Here is a 24,796-nt window from a genome sequence, read left to right as displayed (position 1 = left end):
AGGAAAACCGCTCAATAGATCCTGCAGCTCAGACACAATTATCGAAAGCAGGATTTTGTAAGGAGAATAGTCCATGAATTACATTTTTGATTATATAATGATTCCTATGCAGCTCATTATTGTCTTTTTCACGCTGTACTATTTTATCATTGCTTTTTTCGGAATTTGTAAAAGACATGAAGATAAAATAACTACTCCGAAAAATACATTTGCCATCATAGTTGCGGCGCATAATGAAGAACAGGTAATTGGCCAGTTGGTGGAGAACCTGCATATGCTTGACTACCCTCGGGATCTTTATGACATCTATGTTGTAGCCGATAACTGTAAGGATAGTACAGCCCAGATCGCTAAAAACGCCGGTGCTATCGTTTTTGAGCGTTCTAACCTTGATCTGCGGGGAAAAGGCTATGCAATGGAATGGATGTTTGATAAGCTGTTCGCTTTAAACAAGCAATATGACGCTGTAGTAGTATTTGACGCTGATAATCTAGTTGACCCCAACTTCCTGAGTGAAATGAACAATCGCCTATGTAAGGGTGAAAAGGTTATTCAAGGCTACCTTAACGCTAAAAATCCTAATGATACCTGGATTGCAGCTACCTTTGCCATTTCCTTTTGGGTAGTTAATCATATTTGGCACCTAGCTAAATATAATCTTGGCTTGTCTAGTGTACTAGGCGGTACTGGGATGTGTATTTCTACTGATATTTTGAAGAAGTTTGGCTGGGGAGCTACCTGTCTCACTGAGGATATGGAATTTACCATGAAAACACTATTAATCGGTATTCGTACTACTTGGGCACATGATGCTATCGTTTATGACGAGAAACCCCTTACTTTCATGCAGTCATGGAAACAGCGTAAGCGTTGGGCACAAGGCCATTTCGATGTTGCTGGTCGCTATATCCCGAAACTATTGGCAGAGGGAATCAGGCGCCGGGACATACGAATCTTGGATGGTGTACTTCATCTGGTTCAGCCACATTTCCTGATACTGTCAACAACATTCGTCATATTAAGCTATGTCTACCATATTGTTCCGTTTTATACTAATATTCTCTATATGGTTCTACCCATTGAGGTTTGGACAGTTATCGCAATTGGCCAATATGTTTTCCCAGTAATTATTCTTGCAAAAATCCGCGCTAACTGGAAGACATGGCTATACTTAATCTTCTATCCGCTCTTTGTATACAGTTGGATTCCAATTACTTTCCTAGGATTTTTGCACCGCAATGACCGAAATTGGAGCCATACCCAGCATACTCGCAGTCTTAGCTATCGTGATATGTTACTAAACAATTCGGATGAGTTTACCAAAGAAAACCTTCTAAGTAAGCAAGCTATAAAATAAAAGGTGAGTTAATACTCATCTTTTTTTGCATATAGTATAATGCTTTAGCACTTAACCGCTTACAGTATATTTCTTATATACCTGTTAAAACCTATTGTTTAAGGAGGCGTTATCCATGTACGATTTAACCATTATTGCCGAATTTGAGGCTGCTCATCAGTTACCAGACTATCCCGGAAAGTGCTGCCGCTTACACGGTCACAACTGGAAGGTGGAAGTCACTGTTACCGGTCATGAGCTTAACCATCTAGGGATGGTTATGGATTTCAAAGAACTAAAAACTGAAGTAGGTAAAGTCATTGATAATCTTGACCACTATTATCTTAATGACCTCCCTGCATTCAAAACAATTCCCCCGACTGCAGAAAACATTGCCAAGTACATATATGATACACTTGCCAATGAGCCTGTCTTTCAAAAAAATATTACAGTTCGCTGCGTTCAGGTATGGGAGTCGCCTCGGTCGGCAGTCAAATACTGTCCTCACGGGTAGGCTATGTCCAATATTGTTGAAATATTTTCTTCGATTCAAGGTGAGGGGCTATATGTTGGAACACGGCAGATCTTTGTACGATTTGCGGGTTGCAATTTATCCTGTGCCTATTGTGATACGCCAGATTCCCGCAATCTATGTAAATTTGCCCTAGTTGAGCGTACCCCAGGTAAACAGGATTTTGAAAAAATACCTAATCCGCTACCCATTGATCATCTCGCACAAATGATTAATTCACTTTTAACAGTCAAACACCACTCGATTAGTTTAACAGGGGGGGAGCCGCTGGGACAGGCAGACTCCATTGTGAAGCTGGCACCAAAACTCCATGCTCCTATCTATCTTGAAACTAACGGCACTATGTTTGATAAACTTGCCCAAGTGCTGCCACATATACATATTATCAGCATGGATATTAAACTGCCGAGTGCTGCCGGTAAAGCATACTGGCAAGAACATGATAAATTTTTACGCTTAGCATCAACTAAAGAGCTTTTCGTTAAGTTAGTTATTACAAAACAGACTAACAGTGATGAATTTAAGCAAGCCGTTGACTTAATAGCCTCAGCTAACACCAGTATCCCACTTATTTTGCAGCCAGTTACCCCATGTAACGGTTGTGAAACAGTCACACCGGCGACAATGCTTGCTTATCAGGAACAAGCGCTTGAAATACTCGAAAACGTTCGGGTAATTCCACAGACTCATAAGTTTATGGGTCAACTATAATTGTTAGGAGGTTGTGCTTTGCATTTACTTTTGACCAATGACGATGGTATTAATGCGCCGGGGATAAAAGCGCTGTGGCAGGAATTATCACAAATTGCCAGAATTACTGTCGTGGCGCCGGATAGTGAAAAAAGCGCATCAAGCCAGGCAATTACCGTACATCATCCAATATGGGTAGATAAACATTGTATTGATAGTTCCGATATCTGTGCTTGGCGGGTAGGAGGCACACCGACCGACTGTGTTAAGGTAGCCTTAGAGTCCCTGCTCACAGATGATCGGCCAGATATTATTGTTTCTGGAATTAACCAGGGCTCAAACCTGGGAACCGATGTATTATACTCAGGTACTGTCAGTGCAGCAATAGAAGGGGCGCTGCACGGCCTACCAGCTATTGCGATGTCACTGGACAGCTGGCAACCGTTCGATTTTGGTCCTTCAGCCAGGACTGCCAGAAAACTCGTCGAAACGCTGGCTAAGCACAGTCTACCGCCAAATACTCTTCTTAATGTTAATGTCCCTGCATTGTCTGATGGTCAATTGACAGGAGTATCAATCACAAAACTTGGCGTCCGCAACTACGAAAATACGTTCGAACGCCGCCAGGATCCTAGAGGCCGCACATACTATTGGATGAGTGGTCATGTGTCGGAAACTGAAAATGATCCTGACAGTGATATTGTTGCCGTAAAAAAAGGTAAAGTCTCAGTTACCCCTATACACTTTGATTTGACCAACTATGGCATTATGAATCTATTGGAGACGTGGGAGTTATAAAGTTAACCTTAGTCCGGCATATTTGGCTGTTATTTGCATAAATTTACAGTAAAAGACTGTTCAGGAGGGAGTGCTATGGCCAAAATTTCCAGACGGACAAGAAACTACCCCCAAACTCCGCGTAATACCAATGTTTCAATGGCTATCTTTAAAGGAGTAGCAGTTAGCATAGCTGTCTCACTCATTTGTGCCGTGTGCCTTTCTCTAATTAGCCTGATATCAGAAAATAGATTTATTGATACTTTCCTCGAATATATTATGGTTGCTGTGACTATGACTAGCATTTTTATTGGCAGTGTCTATGCAACCAAACAGATAGCGGCCAAAGGCCTACTGATTGGCTGTGCTGTTGGCATAATCTATGTACTTTTTTCGCTAGGAATAGGTATCGAATTAGGCCAGGAACAAATATCATGGCTCATGCTAGGCAATAAGTTTGCCGCTGGCAGCTTAGCCGGAGCACTTGGTGGATTTATTGGCGTCAATTTATAAAGTAGACTAACCTTCAGATGGGGTTTTAACCCCACCTGAAGGTTAGTCGCCCAACTTCCAGGGAAGCCTCCTAAACTCCCACTTGTAGAAGAGGGAGTCTTAGCGCGGGTTAGTCATCGGATAAATTCCAGCAACTTGATAAGCAGGGATTTTTATAATTAATCTTGAACATTTTAGTTTAGGAGTATTTGAGGCCGCTTAATTCTTTAGGGTAACTTGGCAGGCTAGGCTCGAACTCGCCAAAGACCCGGGCAGCAAACAGGAGCCTCTGGCAGGCTCCTGTTTGCTTTATTACATTAACTCTTTTTAGGAGGACACATTGAAATTCAAAGGTATTTTGTTTGATCTTGATGGCACATTGATAGATACCTCAAATTTGATTATCCAGTCATTTCAGCACACCTTTGCGCAGCATTACGGCCAGCCGCTTACGCCACAAGAAATATACGCTTTCTTTGGCAAACCGCTCAGAGCAGCTATGGAACATTACGGACCTGATAAGGTTGAAGAACTGATTACAACCTATCGGGAATTTAACCTTGTTTACCATGACAAACTAACAACTGACTTTGCAGGCGTTGCTGAAACTATTCAAAAACTGCACAACGCGGGCATACTAATGGCGATAGTGACATCAAAGACAAAAAGTACAGCCATCAGAGGGCTTCGGTTGTTTGATATGGACAAGTATTTTCCTATTGTTATCGGCCATGAAGAATGCCTCAAGCATAAGCCTGATCCAGAACCAGTACAGCTGGCTCTGGAACAAATTAAGCTTGCGCCAGCAGAATGTCTGATGGTAGGAGACAGTCCTTTTGACTTGGCAAGCGCACGCGCAGCAGGGGTAAAAACAGCTGCAGTCCGCTGGACCCAGCTAGATTGGGAGAACCTACTCGCCGAACACCCAGACTATGTGCTGAAGAACATTGAAGATTTATTTGCCATTTGTGACATAGAAAATAAATAGGTAGGGGTGATAAGTTATGAAGATTGCTATCATCGGTGGAACAGGGGTATACGACCCACGGATTTTAGACAACATCCGTGAAATGGAAATTGCTACACCTTACGGCGTGGTACGCTTTAAAAGCGGCGAATATGCCGGTAAAGGGGTTGCATTTATCCCACGTCATGGCAGTAGCCATTCTATTCCGCCGCATTTAATTAATTATCGGGCCAATATCTGGGCAATGAAAAAACTTGGCATAAAAAATATTATTGCAACAACAGCTGTAGGTTCACTTAACCTTGATATGAAGCCCGGCGACTTTGTGCTCATTGACCAATTTCTTGATTTTGTCAAAAACCGGACGACTACATTTTATGAAGGCGGTGAGCGGGGCGTAGTTCATGTGGATGTAACAACGCCGTACTGCCCGACAGTCCGCAATGTGTTAACTGATGCTGCTAACAACCTGGGGATATCAATTCACCATCATGGAACCTACGTGTGCACTGATGGCCCCCGGTTTGAGACCCCTGCTGAAATTAAAATGTTTGCAAAACTAGGCGGCGATGTAGTCGGAATGACAAATGTCCCTGAGGTGGTTTTGGCCCGAGAGGCTGAAATGTGCTATGCAACTGTCTCCATGGTTACTAACTTTGCTGCTGGCATTTCGCCGCAGCCGCTAACTCATCACGAGGTGTTGGAAACCATGCAAGCCAATGCTGAAAACATCAAGCAACTCATTATGGCCGCAATCGAACGCTTGGATGCTGAAACTGATTGTTCCTGCAAGCACGCGCTGGCCGAATATGGCGGCTTTAAATTGTAGGGAGGAATCTTTATGCGTTCTGTTGTTTGGTCAAATGGCTGTCTTACCTTATTAAATCAGACTGTATTACCAGTAAAGATTGAATATCTCGAATGCTACGACTGGCAGCGAGTTGCTGAAGCCATCCGCCGACTTGAGGTTCGCGGTGCTCCGGCTATTGGTGCGGCGGCAGCGTTTGCCCTGGTGCTAGGCGCCCGGAAGCTTGCAGGGCTTAGCATAACTGAGTTTAAATACAAACTAGCGGAAACAGCTGAAATATTGCGTCAGACCAGGCCAACTGCCGTAAACTTATTTTGGGCTATTGATCGTATGCTGTCTGTGATCAGCCAACTTCCTGAAAACGCTGATACAGGAGCCATTATCGCGCTTTTGGAGCAGGAGGCCATTGCCATTTCTGATGAGGATAAAGCAGTCAACGAGAAAATGGCGTCCCATGGGGCAAGCTTATTTACAAAACCTACATCGGTACTGACTCACTGCAATGCAGGCGCGTTAGCCACTGTCGCCATTGGTACAGCACTTGGCGTCATTCGTAAGGCTTGGGCCCAGGGGAATATCAAAGGAGTTATTGCCGATGAAACCCGTCCGCTGTTACAAGGCGCCCGGCTTACAGCCTGGGAACTGATGCAGGACGGCATTCCGGTCACTCTGATTACCGATAATATGGCTGGCTGGGTAATGAAAAATAACATGGTACAAGCAGTCATTGTTGGCGCTGACCGGATCGCCTTAAATGGTGATGTTGCCAATAAAATCGGCACATACAGTGTAGCTGTACTGGCCAAAGAGCATGGTATTCCTTTTTATGTAGCTGCGCCGATATCCACTTTTGATTTCACTATAAATAGTGGTGCCGATATTCCAATAGAAGAACGCTGTGCAACCGAAGTTACCTCTTTAGGCGGTAACTGCATAGCTCCTGAGGGAGTACAGGTATTTAACCCAGCCTTTGATGTTACCCCCCACACATTAATATCTGCCATTGTCACTGAATATGGCATACTACGCGCCCCATACCAAGAAGCTATCGACCAATTATATAAAATACGTAAGTAAGAGAAGGAGTTTTAATTATGGATTCTATTATTCGCGACATTAGCTTAGCCCCGCAGGGAATGGACAAAATCAACTGGGTTAAAGAGTTTATGCCAGTGCTTAACATCTTGAACGATGAGCTATCCCAAACCAAACCCTTAGCTGGAAAAAATCTAGTAGTCACCATGCATCTGGAAGCCAAGACGGCCTATCTGGCACTTGTTCTGAAAAATGCTGGGGCTAATGTAACTGTAACCGGCAGCAACCCACTATCCACTCAGGATGATGTAGCAGCTGCCCTGGCCTCCCAAGGGGTCAAAGTTTTTGCATGGTACAATACTACTGCTGAAGAATATGAAGATTTTTTACATAAAGCGCTTGATACTAAGCCTGACATTATTGTCGATGATGGCGGGGATTTAGTATCTTTACTTCATGGTGAACGGAGTGAAATGGCTGGAAATATCCTCGGGGGCTCAGAAGAAACAACGACTGGTGTACTCCGGTTACGGGCATTAGCAGATTCCGGACGGCTAAAGTTCCCCATGATAGCTGTAAATGATGCGTATTGCAAATACCTATTTGACAACCGCTATGGTACTGGACAATCAACCTGGGATGGTATTATGCGGACAACCAACCTAACGGTTACTGGCAAAACAGTGGTCGTTGCCGGTTACGGCTGGTGCGGTAAAGGGGTAGCTATGAGGGCCAAAGGCCTGGGAGCCAATGTAATTATTACAGAAATTGATCCCATCAAAGCCATTGAAGCTGTTTTTGATGGCTTTACTGTATTACCCATGCAGGAAGCCGCGTCCCGGGGTGATATTTTTGTGACATTGACAGGTTGCAAAGACGTCATCTGCCGCAGACATATGGAAGTCATGAAACCGGGTGCACTCATGGCTAATGCCGGTCACTTCGATGTTGAAATTAACAAAGAAGACTTGGCAGCACTAGCAAAAAGCCGTAGAACTGTACGCAAAAACATCGAAGAATTCGTTATGGCCGATGGCCGTAAATTATACTTGTTGGCAGAAGGTCGTCTAGTCAACCTGGCAGCAGGAGATGGCCATCCGACAGAGATCATGGATTTATCTTTCGCCATGCAGACACTGGCAGTTCTCCACATTGCCGGAAAACACGCTGAACTTGATAAGAAAGTATATACTGTGACAGCTGATATGGACAACCGAATCGCTGCGCTTAAGCTCAATGCTATGGGCTTTTGTATTGACCGTCTTACTTCTGATCAGGTGGAATATCTGCATAAGGCCTAATCCTAAAGCGTAAAAAGGGGGCATATACATGGTACATATAGTGCTTAAAGGCGGCGATGTTTTATGCGCTGACGGCCAAGTACGCCAAACTGACATCGCTATTAGCGGTTCGGTTATTACCCAAATCGGTACCATCACAGAGCAAGCCGCTAGGATAATTGATTGCCAAAACAAACTCATTGTTCCTGGTTTTGTCAATACTCATACCCATGCAGCTATGTCGTTGTTTCGAAGCTATGCTGACGATATGATGCTCATGGACTGGCTAAAGACAAAGATTTGGCCTGCCGAAGAAAACCTGACATCAGAAGACGTATACTGGGGAACGCTTTTGGCAATCGCCGAAATGCTGAAATCAGGCACTACCTGCTTTACCGACATGTATTTTTTCATGCCTGACGTCGCCAAAGCTGTAGCCGAAAGCGGTATTCGCGCTGTGTTATCACGCGGCATGGCCGGAGTTGCACCCACAGCTAACCAAGCACTGGCTGAAAGCGAAAATTTTTACAACGAGTGGCATAATGCCGCTGGCGGCCGAATTACTGTGATGCTTGGCCCACATGCGCCATACACCTGTCCTCCTGACTATCTCAAGAAGGTAACAGCTCTAGCTGAAAAATTAGGCTCCCAAATACATATACATTTATCAGAAACCGCTGGTGAAGTAGCTGATTGTCAAAAACAATATGGCAAATCACCGATTGCATTGATGGAAGAACTCGGTCTCCTTGACCATGGCGTTTTAGCGGCCCATTGTGTGCACGTGTCTCCTGAAGATATTACTATTATGAAACAAAAGAAAGTAAGAGTGGCTCATAATCCAGGCAGCAATATGAAATTGGCCAGCGGCGTGGCTCCTGTTCCTGATATGCTTAAGGCTGGAATTTGTGTAGGGCTGGGCACTGATGGTGCAGCAAGTAATAATAACCTGGATATGCTTGAAGAGTTACGCTTAGCCGCCATGCTGCATAAAGTTCATCGGCTGGACCCACTAGCTATTCCTGCTAAAACAGCAGTAGATATGGCTACAAGCCAAGGGGCTGAGGCCTTAGGATTAGGAAAAATAACTGGTAAACTGGAAACTTCTTATAAAGCTGATATAACTGTCTTTGATATGAAGGAACCGCACTGGCACCCACGCCATGACCGCTTATCTCTTTTGACTTATGCCGCCAGTGCCCGCGATGTTCATACGGTAATTGTTGACGGTAAAATACTGCTGGACAATCAACAGCTTACCACTATTGACCAGGAACGTCTTACGGCTGAAGCCGACCGTCGAGGTATGCGTTTAGTTAATAATTCAAACACTAAATAAAACTTTTTTTCTATCCCTGACAGGATTTGCCCTAATCATATTGAATATAAAAATTAACCATATTTGACCACTATTTCATTATGTAAGGCCATTGGAGGTCACCATGTTTGAACAAGCAAACCGTATGCATTCATTAACTTCCGCGATCTTTACGCAAGTTGATGATATGCGTAAAGCTGAAGTTGCAGCTGGTAAAGACGTTATTACTTTGAGTATAGGCAGTCCTGATATGGCTCCCGCGCCACATATCGTTGAAGCATTAAAAGATTCTATCGATTGCTGCTTTAACTACGGCTATACCTTATCTAAAGGAGTGCCTGACCTCCTACACGCTATTGCCAGCTGGTACCGCACTAAATTCGACGTTGAGTTAAATCCGGAGACTGAAATTCACTCACTTATTGGTTCACAAGATGGCTTAGCGCACATCTCTTTGTGTCTCGTTAATCCTGGTGATATCGTACTTGTGCCAGATCCCGGTTATCCCATTTTTAGCGCTGGACCGCTTGTTGCCGGCGCCGAACTCTACCGGATGCCGCTTACTCCCGCCAACAACTATCTGCCTGATCTAGCAGCCATTGACGAAGAAATCTTAAAGCGGGCAAAAATAATGATTTTGAATTACCCCAATAATCCGCTGGCAGCTACAGCGCCACGAAGCTTTCTCGAGCAGGTAGTTAAGTTTGCTAAATGTCATAACATCCTTGTTTGTTATGATTTTGCTTATAGCGATCTTGTATTTGATGGCTATCGTCCTGACAGCTTTTTGTCAATTCCTGGGGCGAAAGATATCGCTATAGAATTTAATTCTTTGTCAAAAACTTATAATATGGCTGGCTGCAGGGTTGGTTATGTTGTAGGCAACGCTCAGATAATATCTCTTCTCGGGCGTTTAAAATCCAATTTTGACTACGGTATTTTTTATCCACTCCAGCAAGCTGCTATCGCTGCATTGACCGGCCCGCAGAATTGTGTCAGTGAGACTGCTGCAAGCTACCAAAGACGCCGCGACATAATTGTTGATGGCTTCAATGAAATTGGCTGGCAAGTCGATCGACCTAAGGCTTCCATGTATGTTTGGGCGCCTGTGCCAACCAAAGAGTCATCCTTTGAGTTTACCGTATCATTGTTAAAAAATACCGGAGTGGCTGTTATTCCCGGTAGCGCTTTTGGCGCTTGCGGTGAAGGCTATGTACGGATAGCTCTGGTTCAGTCCGAAGAAAGACTAGTAGAAGCTGTAACCAGAATAAAAAAATGGCTAAAACCGTAAAAAATAGGAGGATTTTGGGATGAGGGCATTGAATTTCTACTCGTCTAACTATCACAGTCAATTGGTTTGCCGCCGCAAAATATGTACAGTTAGGCTGGGAGATAAGACCAATAAATATTCAGAAGGCGATATTGTATGGGTAACTGTCGGAAAACGCTTTTCCCCCAAAAAACGAATATTCACTGCCGCTATTGACCGCGTTTTGGTTAAACCTATCTCCCAATTAACAATGGATGATTTACAGGGAGAAAATCCGGATCTTACCAGCATCGATGATTTATTGGTCTTTTTGCAGTCTATCTATGATAAGACCTTAACCTGCAGTGATATTGTAACTGTAGTATATTTTTCGGAGATCATCGAATAGCCGGTATAATATAATTTAATATAAAGGAGTGCATTTCTCATGTCTAAACCAATTCCTGTAGGTATTTCAGCGCGCCACGTACACGTATCACGTGAAGACCTCGATATCCTGTTTGGTGAAGGATATCAGCTTACTGTAAAAAAAGATCTGTCACAGCCTGGTCAATTTGCTTGTGAAGAGCAAGTTGATTTGGTTACTGAAAAAGGTTCTTTCAAAAAAGTTCGTATTCTTGGGCCTGAACGCAAACAAACACAAATAGAAATTGCCCTGACTGATGCTCTCAAGCTTGGCATTAATCCTCCGGTTCGTGACTCCGGCGACTTAAAAGGTTCACCCGGAATAACTCTAGTTGGCCCTAAAGGTCAGGTAAAACTAGATGAAGGCGTTGTCGCCGCTTGCCGCCATATTCATATGACTACTGCCGATGCAGCCGAATTAGGCTTGAAAGATAAAGAAGTTGTTAAAGTTCGCTGTGGTGGTGAACGTGGTCTTATTTTCGACAATGTGTTAGCTAGAGTAAGTGATAGCTTTCAGCTTGAATGCCACCTTGATACCGACGAAGGTAACGCCGCTAAGATCAATACTGGCAACACGGTTGAAATTGTAAAATAGAAATACCTTTTAATAGTTCAACCCCGTGTTGTAAGACATGGGGTTTGACTTTTAGTATACTGGATACAATGTCCCTATACGTAAAAAGGAGGGAACCATATGCCAAGACCAGTTTTCAACGAGGAACGGTGCAAAGGATGTGAACTGTGTACAGTAGCATGTCCACACAAAATTGTAGTTCTTGCCAACCGGTTTAATAGCAAAGGTTACCGACCGGCTACTTGTATTGACGAATCTAAATGTGTTGGCTGCACTCTCTGTGCCAAGACCTGTCCAGATGTTGTCATTGAGATTCATAAGGACAAAGGGGAGTGATTCGAATGGCAGAGAAGATACTAATGAAAGGCAATGAAGCCATTGGTGAAGCCGCAATTGTTGCCGGCTGCCGCCACTATTTTGGCTATCCAATAACCCCACAAACCGAATTGACTGAATACATGGCTAAACGCATGCCCCAGATTAACGGAGTATTTCTGCAGGCAGAAAGCGAAGTTGCCGCAATTAACATGGTATACGGCGCCGCCGGAGCCGGTGCCCGGGTAATGACATCTTCTTCGAGCCCTGGAATAAGTTTGAAGTTAGAAGGGATATCCTATATTGCTGGCGCTGAACTTCCTAGTGTTATTGTAAATATCATGCGCGGCGGTCCAGGTTTAGGGGGTATCCAACCCGCTCAGTCAGATTATTTTCAAGCTACTAAGGGCGGAGGCCATGGAGACTACCGAAACATAGTGCTCGCGCCTAATTCAGTTCAGGAAATGGTTGATACAACAATCCTGGCCTTTGACCTTGCTGACAAATATCGTAACCCAGTTATGCTCTTAGGTGATGGCGCATTAGGCCAAATGATGGAGCCAGTAGAGTTTAACGCCAGTGTTGCTAAACCAATTCAAAAGCCTTGGGCTGCAACTGGTCTTCGCGGACGTACTGAACCTAATATCATAAATTCACTTCATCTGCAGCCTGAGATGCTGGAACGTCACAACATCCATCTACAGAAAAAATATGCTGAAATTAGCGCCAACGAAGTACGTTACGAAGAATTGCATACAGACGATGCTGAACTTGTACTCGTAGCCTATGGCATTACTTCACGGATCGCTCGCACAGCCATGGAAAAAGCCCGAAGCGAGGGCATGAAAGTTGGTATGTTGCGGCCTATTACGCTTTGGCCATTCCCTGAAAAGCCACTTGCCGCTTTAGCTGACAAGGCCTTTGGCTTCCTGACACTTGAACTTAGCGCCGGTCAGATGATTGAAGATGTCCGGCTGGCTGTTAATGGAGCTAAACCAGTATACTTTTACGGTCGTACTGGCGGAATGATTCCTAGCCCCAAAGCGGTATATGAGCAAATTGCCAATATATATAATGGCAAGGAGGGCAGATAATTATGGTTGAGAAAATCTTTTCCAGGCCCAAGGGGCTAAAAGATGTTCCCTTTCACTACTGCCCAGGCTGCCATCACGGCATTATTCACCGTCTGGTCGCTGAAGTTCTTGATGAGCTTGACGTACGCGATAGGGCAATAGGTGTGGCTCCTGTCGGCTGTTCAGTACTATCTTATGAATACTTTAATTTTGACGCATTTGAAGCTGCCCACGGTCGTGCGCCAGCAGTAGCTACCGGTGTAAAGCGTGTCCATCCTGATGCCGTTGTTTTTACTTATCAAGGAGACGGAGACCTAGCCGCCATCGGCTGCGCCGAAATTGTCCACGCAGCTGCCAGAGGCGAAAAAATCACAACTATTTTTGTAAACAATGCTACTTACGGTATGACTGGCGGACAAATGGCTCCGACAACCTTAGTCGGTCAGGTTACCAATACCTCGCCCTATGGCCGGAACGCCGAATCTGCTGGATACCCAATTAAAATTTCAGAAATGTTATCTACACTTGAGGGCGCAAAATTTATTGCCCGCGTAGCCATTAATACTCCTGGAAATATGGCTAAAGCCAAGGCCGCGATTAAAAAGGCGTTTGAATTGCAACTCAGTGGCGATGGTTTTGGGTTAGTTGAAATATTATCAACCTGTCCGACTAACTGGGGTATGAGTCCGATAGAAGCTGCCAAATGGCTGGAAGAAAATATGATTCCCTATTACCCGCTAGGTGTCTATAAAACAGCGGAGGGGGTGTCGAAATGACCCACGAAATGATAATGGCGGGTTTTGGCGGTCAGGGTGTCATGCTTATGGGGCAGTTATTAACATATGCCGGTATGATTGAGAACAAGCAAGTATCCTGGATTCCGTCTTATGGCCCTGAAATGCGTGGCGGCACTGCCAACTGTTCAGTTATTGTTTCAGATGAACCGATAGGTGCGCCGATTGTCTCCGAACCTGATTTGGTAGTTGCCATGAATTTGCCATCACTTGATAAATTTGAACCACTGCTTCAGCCAGGCGGAATACTTATAATCAATAGTTCACTTATCGAGCGTGGAGCAAACCGTACTGATATTAAAGCTTATCGGGTTCCTGCCAACGATCTTGCCGCCGAACTGGGTAACACGAAGACAGCTAATATGGTTATTGTAGGATCGCTCATCGGCGCGGCTGAAGTGGTATCTGCTGATGCGGTGTTAAAAGCCTTTGCTAAAATGTTTGCCAAGAAACCTGAACTACTGGCGATTAATGAGCAGGCCATCCGCCGCGGCATGGAGTATATAAAGGGCGAAAAATAGATTGCTTCGAACTGCCTAGATGCAAGCTGGGCAGTTCTTTACTTTGTCCATTAAATTACCAGATAAAGGTGAAGGATTTTTGCTGTAAATAGCGAACTTTTATTAAATATTCAAAAATTAGAGTGAGATGATTACCGGATGAATAGTAGCCTAATGTATATAGCTATGCTAAATACCGTTGTCAATGCAAAACCCTCTGCACTTATAACTATAAATGCTACCGGTATTATTTCGCATGTTCATATAACAGGCCGGTCACAAGCTTCACTGGCTCTTTTAACAGGTAAACGCCTTTTGAAACTGTTGCGTTTAGTATTTGACACACACAATAGTCAGTTAATTAGCAACGCATTTACTACTTGCCTAGCATCCCAACAGCAAACAACAATTAGCCAGTTCAAACATATCTCAAGCCGAAATCTGACCGAATACTTTGACTGTACATTAGCTCCAGGGCCTGAGAAAAGTATTATCATCTTTTTTCAGAACGTTACAGAGTCGGTTCTGTTCCAAGAGGAACTATTCACTATTACCGAACAACATGAGTCCTTAAACCAGGATTTATGTGTAGCCATGGCTAATCTTGACTTCCACTTAATGGATTTAGAACATGCACATAAGAAATTATCAGCGCTATACCGAATTACCGCTATTGTTCAGAAAACAGTGAATGAAAAGGAAGTTATGGAAGAAATATTGGATGGCATGACCCGTGAATTAGGGTTTATTAATGCTGCTATATTCTTACTTGACCCCAACTCACAGGAGCTAATCAACAAAGCTCATCGGGGCTATAATGATAAAATCCGTGTTTCACTCGGCCAAGGAGTAACCGGATATGCCGCTTTACACCGTGAGCTTGTTTATGTTCCTGATATAACCCTTGATTCACGTTATATTCCTGGAACTAAAAATGGCTTTAGTGAAGTTGCTGTACCGCTTATTGTTAATGACCGAGTGATTGGCGTACTTGATGTTGAAACTTCACAAGAGCAGTCGATAAAAGCTTATGATCTTGATTTACTCCGTTCTTTAGCCAGTCAAATTGCCATGACTATCGCCCACGCTAGTCATGTAAACCAAGCTTGTATTGAAGCATCAACTGATGGCTTGACAAACCTTTATAATTATCGGCACTTCCAGAACATACTTCAGCAGGAATTCAAGCGGGCGACACGCTATAATTGGTCACTTTCTCTGCTAATGATTGATATTGACTATTTTAAGCATTATAATGATATCAATGGACATTTATATGGTGATGACGCGCTCAGAGCTGTTGCTGAGCTTGTACGCCAGTACTGCCGGGACACTGATTTCGTATTTCGTTATGGCGGCGAAGAGTTTGTTGTATTACTTCCGGAAACTACCGTTACTCGAGCCCACATAATTGCTGAACTAATAAGGAAGGCTATTGCTGAATTTCCATTTCAAAATAGCAACAATCAACCTGGCGGAGCCCTAACAGTCAGTATTGGTATAGCAGGTTATCCTGATAATGCCGCTTCTGAATCTGAACTTATTGATGCCGCTGATACTGCACTCTATTCGGCAAAACGCTCAACTAGGAATCGTAGTTGTTTATACAGCACTAATATTAGTTAGCATTAATTTCACAGCAAGAGTGATAGAAAGAAAAAGTATGTTATACGGTGGTGTCAAACGTGACTCATGAAATATTAGGTGATTTTAAAGCGTATTCTTTGGCAGGTACAGACCAGGAAGTACGATTTATTACCAGTGTACTTAACTTAAAATCCGGTGAGTCTATCTTAGATTTATACTGTGGTTATGGACGTCATGCAATAGAACTGGCAAAACAAGGTTTTGCCGTTACCGGCTTAGATGCGACTCAAGATTTTTTAGATATTGCAGCGCAGAAAGCGCAGAAGGCGATGGTAAACATTACCTTCCAGCAGCAAGACATGCGAGAGCTTAATTACAACCAGCAGTTCGAGGCCGTAATTAACATGTTTGCTGCATTCGGTTATTTTACTGATGATGAGAATGCCAACATTATTAAACTTATTTCAACAGCTTTAAAACCACGCGGCCTATTTCTAATTGATCTGTTAAACAGAGATTGGATGGTGCGTAATAACCTAAACCGCTACTGGCGTCATCCTAGTGGCGAATATGTTCTCTCATATAAAGTGCAGTTAGAGAATGGTATTGCTACTATGAAACGTCAACTTATCAATCAGGTTACAGGCACCAAAATTCAGTATGATTTCGTTTTAAGAGCCTATTCCCTCCCTGAAATGGCTAATATATTTAGTAATAGTGGACTTTCAATTATAGAAACTTATGGCGGTTTTGATGGGCGTCCTTATAGCGCCGAAACCCCACGTATGATAATTCTTGCAAAAAAAGATACCTAGATTTAAACAGAGGCTAATTAGGTCTCTTTTTTTTGTGCCTTTAATTATCATGTATCGCCCTTCATTCATAACATAATACAAGATGGAATGTAATGTGCGAGGTGAAATGCAATGATTGTCACCATCAATAAGTTACAACGCGGCTTTCGACCAAAACTAGGATTGGCCTTAAGCGGCGGCGGATTAAGAGGTACCTCACATATTGGAGTACTTAGAGCGCTGATAGATCATAACATACCGATTGATTATATTTCCGGTACCAGTGCCGGAGCAGTAGTGGCAACAATGTATGCTTGCGGTTACTCTCCACAACAAATGCAGTTAATTATACATGATATCGATATTCCTAATTTAGTTGATCTGAAAGTAACTTCTTCTGATTTATTTAAACATGGTTTTAAGTGGCTAATGAGTGGAAAGTTCCGCTTTTGGTCTGTGTTACCTACTGGTTTAATCAAAGGAGAGAAGATTGAAGACTTTTTGGCCCAACTATGGCACCAGCGAACGGTTCGTGACACTAAAATACCTTTAGCGATAACTGCTGTCGATATAAATTCGGCAGATACAGTTTTTTTCACATCTCCATTGCCAGCCAATAGAACTATTCTTAACGCTAGATACTATCATAATGCTTTACTTTGTGAAGCCGTCCGAGCCAGTATTTCCATACCTGGAGTGTTTTTTCCGAAAAAATATCGTGGAATGACATTAGTAGATGGTGCAGTAAAAAATAACCTGCCCACAGATATTTTAAGCCACATGGGGGCTGATAAAATTATTGCCGTCGATTTAGGATACGCCGGTCAGCCTAATTATGAAATTGACTCAGTTGGTGAGATACTTTTGCAATGTATTGAAATTATGGGCAGAGAAGTTACATTAATGAAATCCGAGAAGTACGCAGATGTAATTATCAGACCTCAATCCAATGATCTTAACCATAAGGATTTAAAACAAGCTAATGAATTTATAAAACGTGGCTATCACGCTACACTCGAAAAGATCAATGAAATCAGAGATTTACTATTATAGTTGCCTGCACATTTTCCCCTGCATATCATACATTAGTTGATGTATTCAAATAGCTAGCCAAGGGGGCAGGGGAATGAATAAAAGTGATATCCCGGGAATATTCCGTGAAATTTTAAAATTTAATACTCATGAGAATAATATCATCGGTGTTGGCCGCGGTCATAAATACGTCCGTGGTATGAACACTGGCCAAGACGCTCTGATGATATTGGTTAAAAAGAAATATCGCAGCTCTAATTTGGATCGTGGCTCAGTATTACCTAGAACTATGGCTAATGTACCAACCGATGTTATTGAAGTAGGCGATATTCGACTACTAGGCGAAAGAATGGAGTTTCGCCGTCCAGCCCAGCCAGGAATGAGCCTTGGACATTATAAGATTTCGGCCGGAACCTTTGGTGCAGTCGTTAAAGATAAAGATACCGGTGAATTGCTTATATTATCTAACAATCATGTAATGGCCAATATTACAGATGGTTGTGACGGACGCGCAACCGTTGGTGACCCAATCATCCAACCAGGAATCTATGATGGCGGAAAGGTAGAAGAGTGTACCATTGCTCATCTTCGGCGGTTTATACCATTATATCGCGAAACAAATTCACCACACTGTAAAATAGCCCAAATCTTTGAGATGCTACTTAATAAATGTATCCACAGTTTCCGTCCACAGTATCAGGTCCAGGTATTACGTAAAAGTGAGAAGCTAAATCTTGTAGATTGTGCTGTAGCAACCCCAGTAAATTCGGCAGCAATTAATGCCGAAATTTTAGAGTTTGGCTTTGTCAACGGAATAATTGAGCCCACTCTAGGCTTATCTATAAAAAAGAGTGGACGAACTACCGGTGTAACTCATAGCCAAGTGTTAGCAACCAATATAACATTTAAAGTCAGTATGAGTAATCATGAATACGCTGTATTTACCGATCAAGTTCTCTCAGGACCTATGAGTATGCCTGGTGATAGCGGATCCCTTATTTTAACCGATGATAATTATGCAGTAGGTCTATTATTTGCTGGTTCAGAGCAAGCAACAATCTTCAATAAGATTACACATGTACTTGATAAACTCAATGTTACATTATAGAGTGCCATAGAAAGTCAAAAAACCAGGATATGATTCCTGGTTTTTTTTATAAATTTGAGCCTACTGATATTGGTTATGAGACGACGACCTACCATAAATACCTGACTGGCTTCTTCGAGCGGACTTTACATTGAAAGTTTTCTTATTATTACTTTTTTGTTCTTGTCCAACGGGATTATACCAGCCGCGCTCCTGCATAACTTTAAATAAAGTATACGCATTTTCATGTTCATCATGTTGGAATTCTTCCACTGCATTATGGACGGTACTATTAACCGATTCCATTATCGCATGCTCATACAAATGCGAGAGGTGTTTTTCTGTATTAATTAAATCAACCATCATATCACGATCGGAAAGTCTGTTACGGCTGGAAGTTGTATTATTATTGCCATAACGCCTTGTATGACTCATAGAATCACCTCATAAGTATAATATTATTGAAATTGCTGAGTTGAAGAAGACCCAGATTGTCCAATTAGCTGTTTCAACCTATCAGCATGCTGGCGCTTATTTTTAGAAATGCTAAACAGCAAACCTTTAAGTTCGCTATCCTGACACTGATCAGCATACACATTATATTTAGTCAGTGCCAAATTCTCCATTTGTAGAGCATCTTCTAAATAGCTATTTTCTTTCTGGGTTAGCTTCTGAGAATAATTGTTGCCATAGTAAGCCAAATGTCTTCCCTCCAAAAGTAGATAAATAAATTAGCTAGGAAAGATCGTATCTTCATTGATATCATATTTAGTTTTCAGGGCACTTTTTATAGACTCGTCTGAGTCAGTAGATGACGTTGCAATATCTGATGCAATTTCATAATTAAAGCTATCCGTCTTTTTAGCAGATTGCCCTGTACCTGGCTTTTCATCTTTGTGATTAAACATACCAAGAAAACTCATGTAAGTGCACCACCAAATCTAACTTTATGTATATTATTAATCAACAATATCATAGGTTTCGCTAGTGTAATTATGATTATAGGCGTTGGTGGGAAACTCCATAGAATACAAAAGATTACTATTAACCTCTTGAATATCATTGCTCTCTTTTTCCTGCTTAGAGCTAGCTTTATTAAAGCTGGTTAATTCCTCGGCAAATTCATACAAGCTATTAGTTGAACTTGATTTGTATGAGGATTTTAACATAATAAACACCATTCCTTTCTGCATTGTCCGATGCCTTAGTAAACTGCAAATTTAGTATTTTATTTATAACATATATTTATGCAGATGAGCATTTAGAATTAATCGGAAATATATTCCAGCAATTTCTATAGTCTGATAATGTCTGAAATTAGGTAAGGGCCTAATTCATTAAAATTGAGTTGCGATTGCAATCGCAACCAAATCGTAAACTCTGCGAATATGCGCTATGAGAGGTATCTCGCCACAGCGAAGCAAACAGAATAGATTTCTTAGCAAAACCCTGTAATAATGGGCTTTTATAAAGCGATAAATTTCACTATTCATCATATGAATATCAGCTCGGTGAGTAAGAAAGGGGGGCCATAACGGATGCACTTCTTTAAATCTATCGAATAGGATATATTGGGTTTTGGTAGAGTACGTGAGGTGTGTTAGACGTGAATTGTAATAACCTAAATAGATGGATTATATTGGCATTAGTGTTATCTTTAATAACAGATCTAATTGTCCTCTTTACTGAAATAACAAGCCAAAAATGTGATAGAATGGACGAAAAAAAAAGAAATGAAAATGATACAAAGCTCAGAGATGAAATAAATCATCTCAAAGAAGAATTATTATCATTAAAAGAGCAGGTTTTGAATTTATCAGGCCAACAACCGTAATCGTTTAAACCACGCCTAACACAGCAAGCAAATCGACGGCAACGCAGTCGCGTTGCTACCATAGCCTCGCAGAGCTTTCAGCCCGTCGGATAACGTTTATTATGTCCAAAAGCGGAAGAAATCTGGCGTGATGATTGCGTTTTTTATTTTGCAATTAGCATGACAGGTTTCTGTAGCGTTTGCATCCTTCAAAGGCACATGATTTTTGTACCCCCTATCGCCAACTTAACATAATCGCTTGTTATCGGATGTGCCTTTAATCACCCCTGTAGTTGTTGGCACACAGTTCGCATGGATATGTTAATAAAAGGAAAGTTCATCATTTACTTGTGAACAGCTTCAACCTGTTTCAACAGGTAAGCAATGTTCGCAAAGTAAATGGTAGTAGCTGATAATGTATATGGCAGTAGGGGAGGGGGTGGGGCTTCTTTTTTGGCTATCTCCATAGTACTAGGGTGGGGGGCAATATCATAAGCCAAATTAATTCATTACGAACTTCTACAAAAATTTTTCCCAGTTCGTAAGAATCTCAAGGGTATATTTAATCACTGCGTAATTACCATAAACACAGTTAGTAATATGCTATGAGCCCAGATAATTCAAGGGTTATATTTAAAATATTTGTTGATATATTATTCTAAATTCGGTATAATTATAAGGTAAAATATTATACATTTAGGTGATAAATATGAAGTGGCAACACTACGCCAATATTCCACTACGAACGCCAAAAACACTATATAAATGCAGATAAAAAGGGTAGATGCGATAAAGCATCTGCCCTTTAAGTGTTTTTATGGGTTAAAAAAAATGAATCAAGAAGGTAAATGATAATAATTATCAAAGAAAAATACTGGGAGGTAATATTATGAGCGACAACAAACCCTATTCCAACGAACGTATTGAGAATATTGATACAGAAGGTTCTTGGAAAACACTCTATTTTAAAGATAAGCGCATTACTCCACAGAGAGTTCCAGTGGACGCTCCTATAAGTGACCCAACAGATTATTATTATGGCTTTGTGATGGTTAGCAACACAATAATGAAAAGCAAGCTATCACAAGGTGCAAAAATGGCATATATCGCATTACGAGCTAATCAGTTTCATGGACTAGGCTATTCTTACGCCAAACAAACAACAATAGCAGAATATATGGGTAGAGAGCGTAAAGCAGTACCTGACGCTATTGATGAGTTAGTGAAATACAACATCATTCAAACAAAAGAACAAAGATATAATGGTAGACCTAAACTCTACTATTATTTTATTGATAATATGCTATGGAACTTACCTGAAAAAAGAACGCCTAAAAAGAGAACAACGAAAACAGAACCTGCAATAATCAAACCAGATGAAGAAGAATGGTAAAACAGTCCATGTACGATTTTAGAATTACCATGTCCTATTATGGGAAAATCCATGTCCTATAATCGTACATAATCTATACGTAAATATATCTATATGTAAGTATATAGACGTAAGTTTACACATGCTCCGCTGAAGCTTCGCATGTACTGTGGGGAAAGTTCGTAAGAAATAGGGGGTAATACCATGACCATACTAAAACCAGACTTCAGCCAAATAATCCACGCCATTCAGCAAATACGCCAAGGTGAGCAGGTGGAGTGGGATGCGATAATCAACAATAACCTTGATGAAGTGCAGGAGGGCTACCAAGAAATCACTGATAAAATTGCTGAAGTCAATGACAGAGTAATTAAAGCCTTAGAATATGATGAACAGCAGCGCAATAGGCAACTTGCTATAATTATTGGCGAACTGAAACAAATGGTAGTGCTGTTTCCACATTTGCGCTAGGGGGTAACTACTAGCCCCTTGATAAAAACAGCGTGCAGAGGCTCTGGTGCAGTCTTGATTGATGTCATTATTATCATTTTGCGAACAATCACTCCTATTTCTTTACGAACTGCTATAAATATAAATATTTATTATGGGTGGAGGTTAAATAAATGTACAAACATGTCTGTAAATTCTGTGGTAAATTACAAATGTTAAAAGACAGAAAAGCAAGATGCTACTGTCCATGTAAAACTGGTATGAACAAAATGACTGTTTTGGCTCCTAATTTGAAAGATTTGCGGTTTCAATATGGGGTAAGTCAATCGAAGGTTGCCACTGCACTAGGATTAACAATCTCACAGGTCAGGTTTGAGGAACGCAAGCAAGAGATTTCATTTGAATTAGCGGATAAATTTATAGAATCGTTCAGTAAACCACCGCAGGAGCCAGAATAACCCTAATGGCATATAGAAGTGGGGGAAATGTGTTGATATTTCCTCATTTATAAAATATAGTTCCCTGACAAAGAAACAGCGCCTAGAGCCTTTAATATCTGAATTTAACCTACTATAGGCAGGTTTGGGGGAATCCCTTAATTTCATTACGAACAAATACAAGAGTAGCAAATCAATATCATTTATCTTAATAAAGAGTATAGGAGAGATAATTTAAGTAGAAAAGTTAAGGAAAAAACCAGTATAAACCAGCATTTTGGCGTTTTTCTTCATTTTTTACGAATCTAAATAAATTCTAGGGTAGCAATTTCGCTTAATTTAGTAAGATTTTAAGCAGGAGAGATCTAATCTAGAATTATCGCCCATGAGAAACTGAGTGCTTTTAGTACCATTTGGCCATTATTTTTACGAACAAAGTAAAAAAACAGGGAGGACATTGCGTCCTCCCTTTAATCATTCTTCTGGTTCTCTATATACGCCTTAACAGTATCAGTGGCTACACCACCAGTTGAGGTCACAAAATATCCTGTAGACCAACCATTCCAATTATCCTTACGAATTTTCCCAATGGCTCTGCTAGAGCATCCCTTGATAATCTTAGCAATATAAGCAGGAGAGAAGGTAGTGGGAGCTTGAATCAGCAGGTGGATATGGTCTGGCATAACCTCACCAACATGGATGGTCAGCGGATACTTCGATACAGCTTGCTTGAATAGGTCAAGGCTGATACCTTCTAGTTCTGGTTTACGTTTCTTGGTGCAGGTGACAAAGTGGTAAGCTAACAGGCAAACTGAGTGATTATGATAGATATATGGCATTTTCATACGAACAACCCCTTTAAGTCATTTTAATGACATCAACCGCAACGCGGAAGGAAGAATTTGTTCGCATGCAGAAGTAAATTAATGGCAGTAAGTTAATCGTAAGATGCCCCTTTTTTCAAAAAGGGGAGTTTCACTAAATCCTTCGTTATCTTTTTTGTATTAAATTGAAAGCATCAGCTAAAGCTACTCCTATCTAGCACAAAAGAGGTGGCTTGACTTGAGTAATACTGTAATATTATGGTCTATGTTAATCTTACCTTGGTTTACTTTATTTTTTATGAAGAAAGAAGAAATTAAACGCTATATGCCTGCAGCTTTGTTTTCTTCTATAACAAGCATGGTGGTTGTAGAATATGGTCAGACATTTCACTGGTGGGCAGTTTATGAAACTATTTATCCCCTACGTACTACGATTCCATACCTTTTAGGGCTAGTTCCTATTATAACCCTATGGCTACTAAGGTTTATCTATGGACATTTTTGGCTATATATGGGAATAGACATTGTTTTAAATTATGGATTTCTTACCATATTTCTAGCCTTCCTTGCTAACAGAGGTATTATGCATAGTACCATGAGCGAATTGGCATTTGTATCTCACGCCAGCGTTCATGGAGCTATCATATATCTTTTCCAAATCTGGCAAGAAGGTATATTTGTAAGGGGTGAAAGAACTAACTTTTCTACGAACCTTCAACCAGCAGTAGCAAAACCATTACAAGAGAAGCAAGATAACCAACAAGATAACGCGAAAGAGTAAACCACCTAACATGAATAGGTGGTTTTTTATGTGGAGATAGGGTGGGGCTTCCATAATAGTACCAGTACCAAAGAATATAGGATAGAGTTATACAAAAAGGAGAAGGCTAATCAGCTTTCTCCTTTAACATTCTTCCTTTTAAACTGTAGTATTATGTTGGCGCTGAAATAAAAAGCCCGAAAGCTGACGGGATTGCCTGATCGAAAGTTGCTCGATATAATGACCATATCTGATAAGAAAGGAAAAGACGCCCCCGTTAATGTGCTACTGCGCCAACAGCAGCACCAGGGACGTCCACCAACTAAAAGATATGATCATTGTAACAAATTATGAGCTGATTGAAAATACCGAACTCGGTGTTTTTTGTTAGGAGCATGGAGCAGAATCCTTGTCCTTGTTGTGGTGAGCGGCTAAGTGTAATCGGCAGTCGTCGGCGCAAGTACATAACCAGCT

The 24,796-nt window shown here is 41.5% G+C and carries 31 protein-coding genes; 26 read left to right on the top strand and 5 right to left on the bottom strand.

From position 1 onward, the window contains the following. The first annotated feature begins 73 nt into the window (after positions 1-73). The 21 genes from B9A22_RS06815 (at position 74) to B9A22_RS06715 (ending at position 18,687) form a co-directional block, all read left to right on the top strand. The gene (locus tag B9A22_RS06815; RefSeq protein WP_084574978.1) at positions 74-1,357 is read left to right on the top strand and encodes a glycosyltransferase family 2 protein; all 1,284 of its coding nucleotides are present in this window, start codon (positions 74-76) and stop codon (positions 1,355-1,357) included. Positions 1,358-1,472: 115 nt separating this feature from the next. After that, positions 1,473-1,850: a 6-carboxytetrahydropterin synthase QueD gene (gene queD / locus B9A22_RS06810; protein WP_084574977.1), complete on the top strand. Its 378-nt coding sequence runs from the start codon at positions 1,473-1,475 to the stop codon at positions 1,848-1,850. A gap of 3 nt (positions 1,851-1,853) precedes the next feature. Beyond that, a complete protein-coding gene (locus B9A22_RS06805; protein ID WP_084574976.1) occupies positions 1,854-2,579 on the top strand; it encodes a 7-carboxy-7-deazaguanine synthase QueE in 726 nt (241 codons plus the stop codon). Between the two features lie 18 nt (positions 2,580-2,597). Beyond that, the gene (gene surE / locus B9A22_RS06800; protein ID WP_084574975.1) at positions 2,598-3,356 is read left to right on the top strand and encodes a 5'/3'-nucleotidase SurE; all 759 of its coding nucleotides are present in this window, start codon (positions 2,598-2,600) and stop codon (positions 3,354-3,356) included. Positions 3,357-3,431: 75 nt separating this feature from the next. Further along, positions 3,432-3,848: a TIGR04086 family membrane protein gene (locus B9A22_RS06795; protein WP_084574974.1), complete on the top strand. Its 417-nt coding sequence runs from the start codon at positions 3,432-3,434 to the stop codon at positions 3,846-3,848. A gap of 319 nt (positions 3,849-4,167) precedes the next feature. Further along, positions 4,168-4,815 carry a pyrophosphatase PpaX gene (gene ppaX, locus B9A22_RS06790; RefSeq protein WP_084574973.1) on the top strand — a complete coding sequence of 216 codons (648 nt, stop codon included), beginning with the start codon at positions 4,168-4,170 and terminating at the stop codon, positions 4,813-4,815. 16 nt (positions 4,816-4,831) lie between these two features. Then, positions 4,832-5,623: an S-methyl-5'-thioadenosine phosphorylase gene (gene mtnP / locus B9A22_RS06785; protein WP_084574972.1), complete on the top strand. Its 792-nt coding sequence runs from the start codon at positions 4,832-4,834 to the stop codon at positions 5,621-5,623. Between the two features lie 12 nt (positions 5,624-5,635). Then, positions 5,636-6,679 (top strand): S-methyl-5-thioribose-1-phosphate isomerase, encoded by a 1,044-nt coding sequence (gene mtnA, locus B9A22_RS06780; RefSeq protein ID WP_084574971.1) that lies wholly within the window; start codon positions 5,636-5,638, stop codon positions 6,677-6,679. Between the two features lie 17 nt (positions 6,680-6,696). Beyond that, positions 6,697-7,938, top strand: a complete 1,242-nt coding sequence (locus B9A22_RS06775) for an adenosylhomocysteinase (RefSeq protein WP_084574970.1) — start codon at positions 6,697-6,699, stop codon at positions 7,936-7,938. Positions 7,939-7,966: 28 nt separating this feature from the next. Continuing rightward, positions 7,967-9,256 (top strand): amidohydrolase, encoded by a 1,290-nt coding sequence (locus B9A22_RS06770; RefSeq protein WP_084574969.1) that lies wholly within the window; start codon positions 7,967-7,969, stop codon positions 9,254-9,256. Positions 9,257-9,359: 103 nt separating this feature from the next. After that, entirely contained in the window at positions 9,360-10,526 is a 1,167-nt protein-coding gene (locus B9A22_RS06765) for an aminotransferase class I/II-fold pyridoxal phosphate-dependent enzyme (protein ID WP_084574968.1), read from the top strand. Between the two features lie 19 nt (positions 10,527-10,545). Continuing rightward, positions 10,546-10,893, top strand: coding sequence for an ASCH domain-containing protein (locus B9A22_RS06760; RefSeq protein WP_084574967.1), 348 nt, complete (start codon positions 10,546-10,548; stop codon positions 10,891-10,893). 39 nt (positions 10,894-10,932) lie between these two features. Beyond that, a complete protein-coding gene (pduL, locus tag B9A22_RS06755) occupies positions 10,933-11,505 on the top strand; it encodes a phosphate propanoyltransferase (RefSeq protein ID WP_084574966.1) in 573 nt (190 codons plus the stop codon). A 99-nt stretch (positions 11,506-11,604) separates the two neighbouring features. After that, positions 11,605-11,820 (top strand): 4Fe-4S binding protein, encoded by a 216-nt coding sequence (locus tag B9A22_RS06750; RefSeq protein WP_084574965.1) that lies wholly within the window; start codon positions 11,605-11,607, stop codon positions 11,818-11,820. A gap of 5 nt (positions 11,821-11,825) precedes the next feature. After that, a complete protein-coding gene (locus tag B9A22_RS06745; protein ID WP_084574964.1) occupies positions 11,826-12,893 on the top strand; it encodes a 3-methyl-2-oxobutanoate dehydrogenase subunit VorB in 1,068 nt (355 codons plus the stop codon). A 2-nt stretch (positions 12,894-12,895) separates the two neighbouring features. Beyond that, positions 12,896-13,648, top strand: a complete 753-nt coding sequence (locus B9A22_RS06740; protein WP_084574963.1) for a thiamine pyrophosphate-dependent enzyme — start codon at positions 12,896-12,898, stop codon at positions 13,646-13,648. Beyond that, complete coding sequence (locus B9A22_RS06735) at positions 13,645-14,187, top strand: 2-oxoacid:ferredoxin oxidoreductase subunit gamma family protein (RefSeq protein WP_084574962.1); 543 nt, start codon at positions 13,645-13,647, stop codon at positions 14,185-14,187. Before B9A22_RS06740 ends, B9A22_RS06735 begins: the two co-directional genes overlap by 4 nt. Positions 14,188-14,352: 165 nt before the next feature. After that, the gene (locus B9A22_RS06730) at positions 14,353-15,792 is read left to right on the top strand and encodes a sensor domain-containing diguanylate cyclase (RefSeq protein WP_176215422.1); all 1,440 of its coding nucleotides are present in this window, start codon (positions 14,353-14,355) and stop codon (positions 15,790-15,792) included. A 59-nt stretch (positions 15,793-15,851) separates the two neighbouring features. Beyond that, positions 15,852-16,568, top strand: a complete 717-nt coding sequence (locus tag B9A22_RS06725) for an SAM-dependent methyltransferase (protein WP_084574960.1) — start codon at positions 15,852-15,854, stop codon at positions 16,566-16,568. A gap of 111 nt (positions 16,569-16,679) precedes the next feature. Continuing rightward, positions 16,680-17,600, top strand: coding sequence for a patatin-like phospholipase family protein (locus tag B9A22_RS06720; protein ID WP_084574959.1), 921 nt, complete (start codon positions 16,680-16,682; stop codon positions 17,598-17,600). 73 nt (positions 17,601-17,673) lie between these two features. Next, complete coding sequence (locus B9A22_RS06715; protein ID WP_084574958.1) at positions 17,674-18,687, top strand: chymotrypsin family serine protease; 1,014 nt, start codon at positions 17,674-17,676, stop codon at positions 18,685-18,687. 60 nt (positions 18,688-18,747) lie between these two features. Here B9A22_RS06715 and B9A22_RS06710 read toward each other — a convergent pair whose 3' ends face one another. From B9A22_RS06710 to B9A22_RS06695, 4 genes are read right to left on the bottom strand one after another with little or no spacing between them, the layout of a single operon-like run. Further along, the gene (locus tag B9A22_RS06710) at positions 18,748-19,101 is read right to left on the bottom strand and encodes a spore coat protein (RefSeq protein ID WP_084574957.1); all 354 of its coding nucleotides are present in this window, start codon (positions 19,099-19,101) and stop codon (positions 18,748-18,750) included. Between the two features lie 23 nt (positions 19,102-19,124). Next, positions 19,125-19,367, bottom strand: a complete 243-nt coding sequence (locus B9A22_RS06705) for a ferritin-like domain-containing protein (RefSeq protein WP_084574956.1) — start codon at positions 19,365-19,367, stop codon at positions 19,125-19,127. A gap of 30 nt (positions 19,368-19,397) precedes the next feature. Further along, positions 19,398-19,589, bottom strand: a complete 192-nt coding sequence (locus B9A22_RS06700; protein ID WP_084574955.1) for a hypothetical protein — start codon at positions 19,587-19,589, stop codon at positions 19,398-19,400. 36 nt (positions 19,590-19,625) lie between these two features. Next, entirely contained in the window at positions 19,626-19,835 is a 210-nt protein-coding gene (locus B9A22_RS06695; protein ID WP_176215421.1) for a hypothetical protein, read from the bottom strand. Between the two features lie 437 nt (positions 19,836-20,272). Here B9A22_RS06695 and B9A22_RS06690 point away from each other — a divergent pair, with 437 nt between their 5' ends. From B9A22_RS06690 to B9A22_RS06675, 4 genes are all read left to right on the top strand, one after another. Beyond that, entirely contained in the window at positions 20,273-20,500 is a 228-nt protein-coding gene (locus B9A22_RS06690; protein ID WP_084574953.1) for a hypothetical protein, read from the top strand. 868 nt (positions 20,501-21,368) lie between these two features. Further along, positions 21,369-21,872: a helix-turn-helix domain-containing protein gene (locus tag B9A22_RS06685; RefSeq protein WP_084574952.1), complete on the top strand. Its 504-nt coding sequence runs from the start codon at positions 21,369-21,371 to the stop codon at positions 21,870-21,872. A 183-nt stretch (positions 21,873-22,055) separates the two neighbouring features. Then, complete coding sequence (locus tag B9A22_RS06680) at positions 22,056-22,322, top strand: hypothetical protein (RefSeq protein ID WP_084574951.1); 267 nt, start codon at positions 22,056-22,058, stop codon at positions 22,320-22,322. A 152-nt stretch (positions 22,323-22,474) separates the two neighbouring features. Continuing rightward, entirely contained in the window at positions 22,475-22,759 is a 285-nt protein-coding gene (locus tag B9A22_RS06675; protein ID WP_084574950.1) for a helix-turn-helix domain-containing protein, read from the top strand. A gap of 449 nt (positions 22,760-23,208) precedes the next feature. On the opposite strand, the gene tnpA is transcribed toward B9A22_RS06675, so the two are convergent. Next, a complete protein-coding gene (gene tnpA, locus B9A22_RS06670; RefSeq protein ID WP_084574949.1) occupies positions 23,209-23,583 on the bottom strand; it encodes an IS200/IS605 family transposase in 375 nt (124 codons plus the stop codon). 217 nt (positions 23,584-23,800) lie between these two features. Between tnpA and B9A22_RS06665 the strand changes: the two genes are divergently transcribed. Then, a complete protein-coding gene (locus B9A22_RS06665) occupies positions 23,801-24,343 on the top strand; it encodes a hypothetical protein (RefSeq protein ID WP_084574948.1) in 543 nt (180 codons plus the stop codon). Positions 24,344-24,796: the final 453 nt, after the last annotated feature.

It is taken from the genome of Sporomusa malonica (genome assembly GCF_900176355.1).
GTDB classification, from domain to species: domain Bacteria; phylum Bacillota; class Negativicutes; order Sporomusales; family Sporomusaceae; genus Sporomusa; species Sporomusa malonica.
This window is presented reverse-complemented; position numbering and strand designations above follow the sequence as displayed.

Excerpts from the sequence above, each read along its gene's own strand:
- B9A22_RS06760 (WP_084574967.1), top strand. The coding sequence starts at position 10,546 with ATGAGGGCATTGAATTTCTACTCGTCTAACTATCACAGTCAATTGGTT.
- B9A22_RS06765 (WP_084574968.1), top strand. The coding sequence starts at position 9,360 with ATGTTTGAACAAGCAAACCGTATGCATTCATTAACTTCCGCGATCTTT.
- B9A22_RS06770 (WP_084574969.1), top strand. The coding sequence starts at position 7,967 with ATGGTACATATAGTGCTTAAAGGCGGCGATGTTTTATGCGCTGACGGC.
- B9A22_RS06710 (WP_084574957.1), bottom strand. The coding sequence starts at position 19,101 with ATGAGTCATACAAGGCGTTATGGCAATAATAATACAACTTCCAGCCGT.
- B9A22_RS06750 (WP_084574965.1), top strand. The coding sequence starts at position 11,605 with ATGCCAAGACCAGTTTTCAACGAGGAACGGTGCAAAGGATGTGAACTG.
- pduL (WP_084574966.1), top strand. The coding sequence starts at position 10,933 with ATGTCTAAACCAATTCCTGTAGGTATTTCAGCGCGCCACGTACACGTA.
- B9A22_RS06745 (WP_084574964.1), top strand. The coding sequence starts at position 11,826 with ATGGCAGAGAAGATACTAATGAAAGGCAATGAAGCCATTGGTGAAGCC.
- B9A22_RS06685 (WP_084574952.1), top strand. The coding sequence starts at position 21,369 with ATGAGCGACAACAAACCCTATTCCAACGAACGTATTGAGAATATTGAT.
- queD (WP_084574977.1), top strand. The coding sequence starts at position 1,473 with ATGTACGATTTAACCATTATTGCCGAATTTGAGGCTGCTCATCAGTTA.
- B9A22_RS06695 (WP_176215421.1), bottom strand. The coding sequence starts at position 19,835 with ATGTTAAAATCCTCATACAAATCAAGTTCAACTAATAGCTTGTATGAA.
- B9A22_RS06700 (WP_084574955.1), bottom strand. The coding sequence starts at position 19,589 with ATGAGTTTTCTTGGTATGTTTAATCACAAAGATGAAAAGCCAGGTACA.
- B9A22_RS06815 (WP_084574978.1), top strand. The coding sequence starts at position 74 with ATGAATTACATTTTTGATTATATAATGATTCCTATGCAGCTCATTATT.
- B9A22_RS06680 (WP_084574951.1), top strand. The coding sequence starts at position 22,056 with ATGACCATACTAAAACCAGACTTCAGCCAAATAATCCACGCCATTCAG.
- tnpA (WP_084574949.1), bottom strand. The coding sequence starts at position 23,583 with ATGAAAATGCCATATATCTATCATAATCACTCAGTTTGCCTGTTAGCT.
- B9A22_RS06715 (WP_084574958.1), top strand. The coding sequence starts at position 17,674 with ATGAATAAAAGTGATATCCCGGGAATATTCCGTGAAATTTTAAAATTT.
- B9A22_RS06730 (WP_176215422.1), top strand. The coding sequence starts at position 14,353 with ATGCTAAATACCGTTGTCAATGCAAAACCCTCTGCACTTATAACTATA.
- B9A22_RS06720 (WP_084574959.1), top strand. The coding sequence starts at position 16,680 with ATGATTGTCACCATCAATAAGTTACAACGCGGCTTTCGACCAAAACTA.
- mtnP (WP_084574972.1), top strand. The coding sequence starts at position 4,832 with ATGAAGATTGCTATCATCGGTGGAACAGGGGTATACGACCCACGGATT.
- B9A22_RS06740 (WP_084574963.1), top strand. The coding sequence starts at position 12,896 with ATGGTTGAGAAAATCTTTTCCAGGCCCAAGGGGCTAAAAGATGTTCCC.
- B9A22_RS06775 (WP_084574970.1), top strand. The coding sequence starts at position 6,697 with ATGGATTCTATTATTCGCGACATTAGCTTAGCCCCGCAGGGAATGGAC.
- B9A22_RS06735 (WP_084574962.1), top strand. The coding sequence starts at position 13,645 with ATGACCCACGAAATGATAATGGCGGGTTTTGGCGGTCAGGGTGTCATG.
- B9A22_RS06795 (WP_084574974.1), top strand. The coding sequence starts at position 3,432 with ATGGCCAAAATTTCCAGACGGACAAGAAACTACCCCCAAACTCCGCGT.
- B9A22_RS06805 (WP_084574976.1), top strand. The coding sequence starts at position 1,854 with ATGTCCAATATTGTTGAAATATTTTCTTCGATTCAAGGTGAGGGGCTA.
- mtnA (WP_084574971.1), top strand. The coding sequence starts at position 5,636 with ATGCGTTCTGTTGTTTGGTCAAATGGCTGTCTTACCTTATTAAATCAG.
- B9A22_RS06675 (WP_084574950.1), top strand. The coding sequence starts at position 22,475 with ATGTACAAACATGTCTGTAAATTCTGTGGTAAATTACAAATGTTAAAA.